An 11,460-nucleotide genomic window follows, 5' to 3' on the forward strand; every position below is an offset into this window, starting at 1 on the left:
TCCCTTTACTTGGATACCAGTCGCCAGACTGGCCTGTTTTCAATTCTTACCGTTTCCCATACCGAGCGCTGGCCTTGCACCATTTCTCCGGCTCCTGTAAATAAATATCCACCTATCTGCGTAAGTTGTGCAATATGGTCAATCACTTGCATTCGCTGTTTTAGATCAAAATATATCAACACATTGCGACAGAATACGATATCAAACAGAGAATAATGCCTGATATTTGTTACTAGGGATGGTGAAATAAGGTTGGCTTCTTGAAATTTTACCATGGCTTTCAATTCATCCTTTACTTGCCAGCTATGCTCATCCCGTTGTTTAAAAAAATTCGCCAGATCCTGAATAGCCAGACCTCGCCGAACTTCCATCTGTTTATATACACCTTCTTTCGCAGCTGCGATAGCTACAGAAGAGATATCAGTCCCCAGAATACTCACCTTGTTGGCAGCATCATCCAGAGTCTGAAGTGCAGTCATGGCTATCGAATACGCCTCCTGTCCTGTTGATGCAGCAGCAGACCATATTTTGATTCTCGAAAACCCCGGCCGCTCAGAGACTAGAGTTGACAATAAATTATTCTTCAAAGCTTCGAATGGGTACTTATCCCTGAAAAAAAGGGTTTCATTGGTAGTCATGCGATCAACCACCTGTTTGGCTATCTCACAACGTTCATTCTTTTTAACCTCATCAATAAGCGCATCGAGAGAATTGATCCCATGCTGGCGAATAACCGGCAATAATCGTGCGCGAATCAGATAAAGTTTACTCTCATCCAGAGCCAAACCTATTTCTCGCTTAAGAAAGTCAGTAATAAAAGTTATTCTATCAGTAGAAATAGTCATTTCAGTCTTCCTGCCACATAGCGCTTAATCGCTGATGCTATATCACGCAAAGCCAGCACTTCATTTGCTGCCCCTAGCTTTACGGTCTGGCCAGGCATCCCCCAAACTACGGATGTTGCTTCATCCTGCGCAATGACTCTGGCATTGGCATCGGCCAGCAATTTCGCCCCTTTGGCTCCATCTGCTCCCATCCCGGTAAGGATGACAACCAAAGTCGAGACAGATGGAGCCAAAGCATGCAGTGATCGTAAAGTTACATCCACAGCCGGACGACAATGATGTTCAGGCGGACCATCGTGCAATCGAGCCTTTAATTTTTCACCAGCTGCACGAACCACGTCGAGATGACTTTCTCCGGGGGCGAAATAAACTGAGCCTGCATGCAACCCCATGCCATCCTCGGCCACACAACAATTCAAGCTTGTCAGGCTATCAAGACGGCTGCAGAGCGATTCAATAAACAGCTTGGGCATATGCTGTACAATTACAATCGGAACTGGGCAATCAGCAGGCAAACCCTTCACTACTTCACTCAAAGCTGCAGGTCCACCTGTGCTGGAACCTATTGCCACTATGTCAGGCTGATAACCGTTGGATGATCTCTGTACTATAGGGGCTTTAACAACCGGCGTGGTTTGCGCTGAAACAGACTTCTGTAGTGATGTTTTTTTCTGAACTGCAGCCTGTAATTTTGGTATGAGTTCATCACTTAATGTACGCATGGGGGTAGGATCATTTGCTTTGGGTTTAACCACCACATCGAATGCACCTGCCTCGAGTATCGAAACTGCACTCTCAGCGTCCTTGTAGGTTGCAGCAGCGACTACCACAACTTTCACATGTGGATATTTAACTGATAAAACTGCCAGTGTTTCCATACCGTTCATGCGAGGCATATTTAAATCTAGTGTGAGCACATCAGGCTTCAGTGAAGGTATAAGCTCAATTGCTTCCTGGCCATCAGAGGCCACACCGACGACTTCAATATCGGAAACACCGTTCAGTGCCTTCTTCAGTAATAGCCTGTAAACAGCAGAGTCATCGACAATTAGAATCTTGATCATGGCTGACACTCACACCCTGCAATCGCAAGTTTACTTTTGATAATTGTTTCATCATAAGGTTTCATTGCGTAGTCATGTACCCATAGTGAAATCGCATTGAGTCTCGAAGAGACTTCAGTTTCGGTAGATACGCCACTCACAGGCGACCTCCCCACATCTGCAAAATAGCTACGAAGAGCTTCCAGAAACTCCATGCCACCTATCACTAGCGTATTGAGATTTAGAAAGAGTGCTGCAACATCTGGGTGATCGCAATATTGTCGCAAATCCTGCTCCCCATTTTCTACTGCAAGGCTGTCGTATCCAGATCTTTTTATAATCCGAACTAAGGAGGGGCTGACCACGCCGCTTGCATCGACCATGATTAACACTGCCCCAAGCATAAGCTCTTCCTGTTCAACGCTCTGGCACTTCTGGCATGCTTTTGGCAATCAGCTTTGCAACATCCAGCATGATCAGAATACCTTTATCTTGCTTTAGCACACCGTGACAAACACTTTTCCAGCAATCATTCAGCGAATCTGGCGTGGATTCGTAATTCTCAACCTGCATGTTGATGACTTCACCCACTGCATCCACTGTTAAACCGAAACCCTCTCCATCCAAACCTTCGAGAATAATAGTACGGTACAGCGTTTCATCTTCGCGTGGTGGTAATTCGAGAATTTTACGAATATCCAATTCAGTTAGAATTTTACCGCGCAGATTTATCAATCCATTCACTGACTTCGGAGACAATGGCATTTCAGTACGACGTTGCGGCGTAACCACTTCGGACAACTCTTCAACGGCAAGTGCCAGCCATTGATTGTCGACCTGACAGGTTAGCAAACGCGAGCGGGACGTTTTCATCTGACTCATGAGTTACCTCCACCTTCGATGGCTTGGTGAGTCACCACTTCCGCATCAATAATGCCAATCTCAGAGTCCTGTTTACGGCCAAGTAACCGTGTAAGTTGCTGGTGCAGAACTTCGCGATCAAACTTTTTCACTCTGGCATTAAATAAATCTCTATTCTCAACGTACTCAGACTCATCCAGCGATGAGAGTGAAATAATCGGCATCTGTTGCAAACCTGGTTGTGCACGAACCCAGCTTGCCAACTCAAAACCATTCATTTCCGGCATTTCCAGATCAGTGAGTAAAAGATCGGGCTTTTCACGTTCAATAATGCTGCACGCTTCTTTGCCATTTCTAGCGGTGATAACCTGACAACCCAGCCCTTCAATCAATGGAATGGCAAGGTTTCTAAAGAAAACCGCATCTTCCACATAGAGTATTTTCTGGGAGCGTTTACGACGTTCGCCCTTGCCAGAGAACCAGTTTGGAGCCACCTTTTTAATTACTGCTAAAATATCTACAACTTCGGTCGAACGACCTTCCACTATGGCAGTACCAAGAAAATATGGTTCTTCACTATCCAAGTGTATCTCCAATTTCTGTTTTACAATATCAACAATCGAATCAACCTGAATGCAGAGGCGTTTATCCTTATCTGAAATAATCAGACAAGGCTCTACTTCACCAACACGCTTTGCTTCAACCTCTAGTATAGAGGCCAAACGAATCACCTGAATCACATCATCTCTATATTGTAACACCTCGCGGCGACCAGATTTTTCGATGGAATCCGGATCTACTTCTTCAATACGTTCTACCAGCGCCATTGGAATCGCATACCACAATTCGCCGACAGCAAAAACGAGAATATACTGACTTTCATCACTAGTTGATTGAGCTTTTTTATCATGTTCAGAGATTACAGTCTGAACATCCTGTTGTTGGCGAATACTCTTTGTCACACCTATACAATCAAGAATCGGCACAACTCTGCCATCTCCTAAAATACTACATCCGCCGTAGACATCGAGATGGTTAAAATGGCGCCCCAGAGGTTTTACTACAATCTCCTCGGCACCTAGTACCTCATTCACACTAATACCAAATTGGCGCTCCGCGATATTTACCACAACCACAGACTGTGGGCATTCATCATTACTCTGGATTTGCATCACTTCAGAAAGTGAAATGATGGGCAGCAATCGCCCCCTGAGCATATAAAACGGTTTGCCGGCGATCTCTTTCCAACTCTCACTATCTGGATCAATAGCTATTAATTCCTGCACCATCATCTGTGGGACAGCAAAATGCTGTCTTGAACTTTCTACGATCATGGCTGGAATAATGGCCAGTGTCAGAGGAATTCGAATATTCAGGGTTGTTCCAACGCCAAGTTCACTGTCAATTACGACTGTCCCACCAACGCTTTCAATTTCCGAGCGCACCACATCCATACCGACACCGCGGCCAGACAGGTTACTGACCTTCTCAGCTGTAGATAGTCCCGCATGAAAAATTAACTGTAAGATACCATTGTCACTGAGATTTTTAGCTTGTTCAGCAGTAATTACATCCATAGAAACAGCCTTATCTCGAATTTTGGCCGCATCAATACCACCACCATCATCGCTTATATTAATTACGATAAAACCGCTTTCTTGACGCGCTGACAGTGTAATCTTGCCTTCATCGGCTTTACCCTTCTGGCGTCTATCTTCAGGCGCTTCAATACCGTGATCACATGAGTTGCGAATAATATGGGTCATAGGATCTTTTAAAGCTGAAAGGATTGTGCGGTCTAGTTCAGTTTCTTGACCTTCCATATCCACCCTGATCTTTTTACCAAGTTGTTTTGTTATATCTCGCAATAACCGGGGCACAGTACTCCATAGCGTAGAAATGGGCTGCATTCGCGTATGTAGTAATTTTTCCTGTAACCGACTGGTGATCTGGTTGATGCTGCGACTGGTGCGTACAAGATCAGGATCCCCGCTCTGCTCAATCAACCTGAGTAAACGATTTCGGGAAAGCACCAACTCACCCACCTGATTCATTAATTCATCTAGAAGAGAAACGTCAACTCGAATACTGGTTTCAGCTTTTGCTTTTCTTACAGCGTTAACTTTAGTGGTTTTCTCTACAGCCACAGGTGAAGTAACTTCTTCCTCGGCAGCTGCGGTCTCTGCAGGTTTTTCGTTTACTTCAACCGGCTCTTTATCGACTGAAACAACATCAACCAGTTTGCTGCTTTTTGCCATCCCTAAAATTTTCAAAGCATGAGCTGGCTGCATACCGGGCAAGGCACGCAGTTGCTCAAAGCCGGCTTCTAAAACCTGCTCAGGGGTAATAATTTCCGCATTTTTCAGTAAAGCAAGAACTGAGTCATCGACCCCAACCAGCCAGGCCAAAGTCTTGTCTGATGCATTGGGGCCTTCCTCAGTATCAGATAATGCCGCAGCACCATTGTCTATCAGGCCCTCTGCTGCAGCCAGGCGTTCACATAGTGCTGAATAATCAAGATTTGGTTCAGAACCATCCACCTCAAGACCAGCAATTAATTCCTTGATGGCATCACTATTTTCCAGCAAAAGTGAGACAATATTGCCATCAACCTGATACTTCGCAGATCGTATTTTCCCAAGCAAGTTTTCACCTGCATGGGCAACCTTTTCCAGCCCGGATAACCCCAGAAATCCGCAACTTCCTTTTACCGTGTGCACTACCCGGAATATGCTATCGAGAATCTCGGCATTACCTGGATCAGCCTCAAGATCCAGTAACTGCTGTTCGATTGAAGCTAGATTTTCATTGCTCTCGGTTAGAAATTCGGCAAGCAGTTCTTCATCCATCTCGCACTCCTGTCAATATAACTTCCACCATCAGAACAACATGCTTCCGACCACCTCAATCAAGTGATCAGGTTCAAACGGTTTGACCAGCCATGCTGAAACTCCTGATTCATGGCCAACTGATTTTTTCTCTTCGCCAGATTCGGTTGTCAGCATCACGATTGGTGTTTCTATGTAGGCTGGTAATTTACGAATCTCTGCTATCATCGTCAGACCATCCATGTTCGGCATGTTCAAATCAGTTAGGATCAAGTCATAAGAAGATGATTGTGCCTTAGATAGCCCTTCAGCTCCGTCCTTTGCTTCATCCACTTCAAAATCAACACTGGCCAGAGTACGTTTGACGGTCATGCGAACCATCATCGAATCTTCAACAATCAAAATTTTTGGAGCACTCATAATTCATCCCTCAACACCAGTCTTTCTTCTTCCATCACATAACGTTTCTCAACTGTTTCTTTCCAAGTTGCATCGCCGTTACCCTGATCTTTTGTTGCCTGTGACCATTCGTCCAAAACACTTCTGACATTGTTCAGGCGTTGCATAACGCGATCAATATTCTGCAATTCAGTCAGTGCATCCATGATGTCCCCCTCAACTTCCGTACCTGCTTCCTTCTCCAGTACTTCAGAGATTTTCATCAGTCCGTTTTCAGTTGATTCATTCAATAAATTCAATGCACCTTCAACCTGTCGAGTCAAAACTCTTAACAGGCGTGGGTCAGCTTCTTTTGGCCATATTTCCTGCATGACTTCTCCTTCGAGAACCTGAGTTGCCAATTCTCTATTCTGCTCTTCGACTTGCTCTTCGACTTGCTCTTCGACTTGCTCTTCGACTTGCTCTTCGACTTGCTCTTCGACTTGCTCTTCGACTTGCTCTTCGACTTGCTCTTCGACTTGCTCTTCGACTTGCTCTTCGACTTGCGCTTCGACTTGCGCTTCCTTGAGCAAAATACCGCGGCGACAAAATAGTGTCATAGATGTTGAGGCTGGCATTTCAAACTCATCAATCAATGTTCCTGCCAACAGATGTAATTGCGCCCCTGCAGCAATACGCTCAATTGGAAACCATTGATCAATAAGACGATAAAAATCTTTATGATGATAGCAAGATGGCTCCAACCCGTAGGCCAATGGTACCCAGCCTCGACGCAAACCCTCCCGATATACCTCCTGCCAACTGGCATCTTGATATTCTAGCAGTTTCTCTGAGTTTTCGCTTTCAACCAGCACAGCATCCCCGAGCAACAAATTGATAAATTCAAAGGTTTTAATTTCTTGTTCAAAATTGCGGGAATCACTTCCTCGTCTAGCGTATGAGAGAATCCTTCTGGCCATATAGACATCATGGAAGGCATCAGGGGAAGCAACATCGATTTTCAATAGTGGATAGTTTTCACTAGAGCGGACAAAGCTTTCGCTGTTAGCTCGATCCCTTGGTAAAATCATAATTTTAGGAGGAGTCCACCATTTCACCTGTTGCTTGCGCTCTGAAAGCAATCTGGCCAGAGAGTGGTACCACATCTCCAGTAGAGAGTCTTCTGCATCGTCATTTGCCTCAATTGGATAAAGCATTATAACCTTGCAACCTTTGAGTAACTCAATGGCCTTGGAAATATTCAGTCCATCCCATGGAGTCATCCCAACTTTCAAGTCACAGTCTGTTTTCTCTCTCACCGACTGTAACACCGTATCAAGCCTATCTTGCTGAAATATAAGATTTTCTTCTGAAGATGGATTTAACACATTAATGGTGAGTTTGTGATGTTTTTCTGCCATCTCTTCAACCATTGCAGGTAGGCCTTCATGCCAACCGATAAAGAGCATATTTAAATCCCATGATTCTGCCCATTCAAAAGTCCTGATCACTTTTTCGCGAATCAGTGGCTGAGGCTTATTAAGTGCACTATCCATCATACCTGTCCACAGACTGGGGTCTCGACCAAGTGCGACTACATCAGTAACTTCAAATTTCGATTTGGCTCGAACCATGTCACTTAATAAGCGAAATGTTCCTTCTTTATTTCTAACTGCTATTACATTGAGGCCTAGCTCGAATAAAATTGTCGCCCAGTCCACCAGCATGGATTCTGATTTACCGATATAAATGCTGGCACCATTTGCACTTGGCTGAATCTGCGCAGACCAGGAAACTGTAAACATGCCGGTTTCACCATCAACGGTATCGAGCATTTCAATACCCAGCTCTGGCATATAAGCGCAGTGGTGCATCTGATAAAGCATCCTTGCTGTTATCGAGGATGAATTATACGGTGTTGCACCGAGCGTAGATGTATAAATATCATTCAGGTTATCGTTCAGTCCAGATTCACTGAATAGCGAAACGCCCACATTCAAATCATTCAACTTCGCTTCTTGGACCAGGGCATGATGATCAACAATTGATTCGGCATCAGTATATTTGCGATGAAAAAATATCACTTCACGTATGCCACTGAGTTTAAACTGTGAGAGCACATTCCGGCTGCCTTCTTTTGCCTGCCTTGGCACCAACCAGCTACCGAAACCTGATACTACTCTGTCTTTTTGATCAAAAAATATCCAGGCTGAGTAATAGGAGCGCTGCATGCGCTTACACATGTCTGCAAAGACTCTGAGAATAGCTTCCGCTTTTTCATTATCACCCGAAAACAATAATTGCACACGGGATGAAAGCGGACTGTTGCTGAGCTCCCTAAGCAATCCAGCCATAACATTAGTCCCTAGCCCAACCAACAACGCGAAGAAAAACACGCCAGTCATAGCTACGAGCACTGTCAGAACAGTCAAGCCAGGAGTATATGCCTGCGAAGGGGTTGAACCCGGGTCAATAAGCCATGTGAATGCAAACAGGATAACCTGTATCACAGTGTATTCACCTTCATCAACGACACCGGTTTTAGTAATATCCATGATAGGATAAACAAAATAGATCAACGAACCTGAAAGGATTAAAAGCAAGATTAGCATGGAAATGAGCATGCCGGACTCTTTACGAACTTCATGCATTTGAGCTACTTTTCTGACAGCCAACATCAGGCTGCCAAGCGGGTTTAACATCACTAGAATACGCAGGACTCGAATAAGCACCACCGCTTGAGGAACTGAGTCTATAAAACCAAATAGAGCAAATGTGGAAATAAAATCAATAAATGCAAAGGCGTACTCACCATTTTTCCGGCCACCATCTGGTAGCACCTTGTAAATAGCTATTACTCTGGTCCCCAATTCTACTAACAGGGCAAAAGCAATAAGAAGTGTTACCGCCTCAACCGACAAAGCGACAAAGCATAGCGACAAAGCCAGCAAAGCCATTGGCAGGGAGTAAACGAATGTTTCAAATGTCAGAAAACTGAAAACCCTCAGCATTCTGAGCATATACATGCCTCGTAACAGTCGAATAAGACGAAGATACATCGAATGATTGTAGGGACCAGGAGGGAGTAAAAGCAGAAAATAGAGGCCAATTGTTGCCAGGCCATCCAATATAAGAAAGAGAATCTCATTGCGATCTGACCAGCGTTTCTCTTTTTGCAGCCATGCTCTTAACAGAAGTTCAGCCGTGAAAAACAGAGTTAATGGCGCTATCACAAACCAGTATCGCTCAAATGCGCATAAAACCAAGGCCGCAACAATCACCAGCGCATACCTCGGATGAGAAAAAACACGTTCAGCCAAGTACATCCACTCACGTCTGGAGTGCCCATACACAGGAGATGGACTCACCGAATTACTCTCCTTATGCACTTCATGCGCTTTGAGCGCTCATCATTCACCTTAACCTCTACCTGCCTCATAAATGTACATGCCTTGGCTTCCTTTCATGGTTCTTTCTCATTGCTTCTTAAGGTTGCCCAGGAATGTGTTGACTTCTCTGGATAGTTTGATGGTGGTCTGCTTCAGGTCTTCAGATGAGACACTCAACTCATTTGCAGATTTACCAGTCTCTTCGACTGCCACAGCCACATCAGAAATACTCGAAGTCACATCCGCGACACTGTCATTGGCACTCTGCACACTGGAAGATATCTCCATCGCTGCCTGAGCCTGTTGATCGGCGGATATACTGATGTGGGAATTGATCTCGTTAATTTTAAGAATAATCGCACTGATGGCTTCAATCGTAGTTGCAGCAGCAGTACTTTCAGACTGAATTTCCTTGATCTGCCTGGCAATCTGATCTGTGGCACGAGCCGTTTCATTGGCCAGCTCCTTGACCTCATCGGCAACCACTGCAAATCCTCGACCTGCCTCGCCGGCCCGAGCTGCTTCAATACTGGCATTCAGTGCGAGAAGATTGGTCTGTTCGGCGATATCGGAAATCACCTTCACTACCGAACCAATCTCTTCGGATTCGGCACTAAGCCTGTTCACCGTTTCAGTTGTTTCGTTAGCCTGCACAACAGCTTCCTCTGTTACCCTGGCTGCTTCGGCAACCTGTCTGCTCACTTCAGAAATTGAGGCTGTCAATTCTTCAGTCGCTGCCGCCACGGTATTGACGTTATCCGATGCTACCTGAGCGCTGCTGACAACAATAGCAGCCTGGGATGAAGATTCGGTTGCCATGGCCGCAAGCGTATCAGCCGTTTCGTCCGTGTAATTAGCCAGCTTGGTGAGCTGATCTGACACACTCAAAATCGTTTCCTCAAATGATCTGATATATCCCATATCCTGCTCAGCTTTGCGATTAAAAGCTGCCATCTTATCCAGACTCTCATTAATTACATTACCGGCCTGTTTCATATCGGGATAAAGGCCACGCGTATCAATTCGACGATCAAAATTACCGTTGGCCATCGCATCTAATGACGCCTGAACTTCTCGAAGAAATGTCTCAACCCGGTCGCCAGTATTGTTTATTTCCCAACTTATTTTCGCAATTTGACCTTTAGAATGAATACCTGTGATTCGTTCCTGCATCTCTCCATCAGCCCAGCACTTCAAAGTTTCAAGAATTTTCCCCTGTCGCTCATTCATGACATTGACAGTAAACCGATAGCAGCCATACGTAGCTGAAACCATCATAACCAATAATACAGCCAAGATGGCATTTGAGCTGACAAAGTGTCCAATCAACTCTAAAACGAGTGCCAGAATCAAAATGATGGCATAACCAATCCCAATCGCATTTGAAACGGTTAAATTACTTGCGAACGTTGACGTTTTCTTTTCCTTAGCTTTTGCCATCTTAGCGTCTCCTGCTGCCGCGTTTGGCATTGAGTTCTTTATAAAGCTTCTCCGCATCAGCAATCTGCTGGGAAGAAGCTTTTCGTCTGGCTGACATATATCCGACGATCTGGCCTTTCGAGTCGTAATCAGGTGTAACTGTGGCATCCACCCAGTAGTGGTCGCCATTTTTACAACGGTTTTTCACTATTCCATGCCACTCTTTTCCATCACGCACGGTATCCCATAGATCCTGAAAAGCCTCAGAAGGCATGTCCGGGTGCCTAACCATATTATGATTTTTACCTAACAATTCAGACTCTTCGAAACCCGCAATTCGCATGAACACTTCATTGCAATAGGTGATAATGCCCTTGGTGTTTGTTTTGGAGATAAGCAGGTCATCATCTTCATAGGTAACTTCCTGATTGGAAATCGGCTCATTAATTCGCATAGCACCCGCCTCAAATAATTAGGTTTACTTTGACAATGGTGTTTCTGACACGGTAAGAGCAAGAGAAATGCCAGCTTGTTAACGACAAAGCTTTAAAGCAAAAAATGATTATTTTACATCACTGCTGTCCGGTTAAAGATTTAGCAGTAAGAAAGTAGGCCTGAATTCCCAACGTTTGTGGTACATTTGTAGTTGTCGAGACAGCAAATTTACCGCGCGGAGAACCCAGGCCATGAAGCACAC

The 11,460-nt window shown here is 44.8% G+C and carries 9 protein-coding genes; all 9 read right to left on the reverse strand.

Features of this window, described 5'->3' with window-relative positions; all coding sequences use genetic code 11:
- Window positions 1-5: 5 nt before the first annotated feature.
- The 9 genes from F3F93_RS10185 to F3F93_RS12490 all read right to left on the reverse strand — a co-directional run bounded on the left by F3F93_RS10185 (window position 6) and on the right by F3F93_RS12490 (window position 11,217).
- Window positions 6-845, reverse strand: coding sequence for a protein-glutamate O-methyltransferase CheR (locus tag F3F93_RS10185; RefSeq protein ID WP_176959074.1), 840 nt, complete (start codon window positions 843-845; stop codon window positions 6-8).
- Window positions 842-1,909, reverse strand: coding sequence for a chemotaxis-specific protein-glutamate methyltransferase CheB (gene cheB / locus F3F93_RS10190; protein WP_176959075.1), 1,068 nt, complete (start codon window positions 1,907-1,909; stop codon window positions 842-844). Before cheB ends, F3F93_RS10185 begins: the two co-directional genes overlap by 4 nt.
- On the reverse strand, window positions 1,906-2,292 hold the full coding sequence (locus F3F93_RS10195; RefSeq protein WP_176959076.1) for a response regulator: 387 nt from the start codon (window positions 2,290-2,292) through the stop codon (window positions 1,906-1,908). The genes cheB and F3F93_RS10195 overlap by 4 nt, the downstream gene beginning before the upstream one ends.
- 13 nt (window positions 2,293-2,305) lie before the next feature.
- On the reverse strand, window positions 2,306-2,770 hold the full coding sequence (locus F3F93_RS10200; RefSeq protein ID WP_176959077.1) for a chemotaxis protein CheW: 465 nt from the start codon (window positions 2,768-2,770) through the stop codon (window positions 2,306-2,308).
- Window positions 2,767-5,598, reverse strand: coding sequence for a chemotaxis protein CheW (locus F3F93_RS10205; protein ID WP_176959078.1), 2,832 nt, complete (start codon window positions 5,596-5,598; stop codon window positions 2,767-2,769). The genes F3F93_RS10200 and F3F93_RS10205 overlap by 4 nt, the downstream gene beginning before the upstream one ends.
- 30 nt (window positions 5,599-5,628) lie before the next feature.
- Window positions 5,629-5,997, reverse strand: a complete 369-nt coding sequence (locus tag F3F93_RS10210) for a response regulator (RefSeq protein ID WP_176959079.1) — start codon at window positions 5,995-5,997, stop codon at window positions 5,629-5,631.
- A complete protein-coding gene (locus tag F3F93_RS10215) occupies window positions 5,994-9,275 on the reverse strand; it encodes an ion transporter (RefSeq protein ID WP_176959080.1) in 3,282 nt (1,093 codons plus the stop codon). Before F3F93_RS10215 ends, F3F93_RS10210 begins: the two co-directional genes overlap by 4 nt.
- 156 nt (window positions 9,276-9,431) lie before the next feature.
- Window positions 9,432-10,784, reverse strand: coding sequence for a methyl-accepting chemotaxis protein (locus F3F93_RS10220; RefSeq protein WP_241697089.1), 1,353 nt, complete (start codon window positions 10,782-10,784; stop codon window positions 9,432-9,434).
- A gap of 1 nt (window position 10,785) precedes the next feature.
- Window positions 10,786-11,217: a PAS domain-containing protein gene (locus F3F93_RS12490; RefSeq protein WP_241697090.1), complete on the reverse strand. Its 432-nt coding sequence runs from the start codon at window positions 11,215-11,217 to the stop codon at window positions 10,786-10,788.
- Window positions 11,218-11,460 lie beyond the last annotated feature (243 nt).

The sequence above is a fragment of the Mariprofundus sp. KV genome, assembly GCF_013387475.1.
Lineage (GTDB): Bacteria > Pseudomonadota > Zetaproteobacteria > Mariprofundales > Mariprofundaceae > Mariprofundus.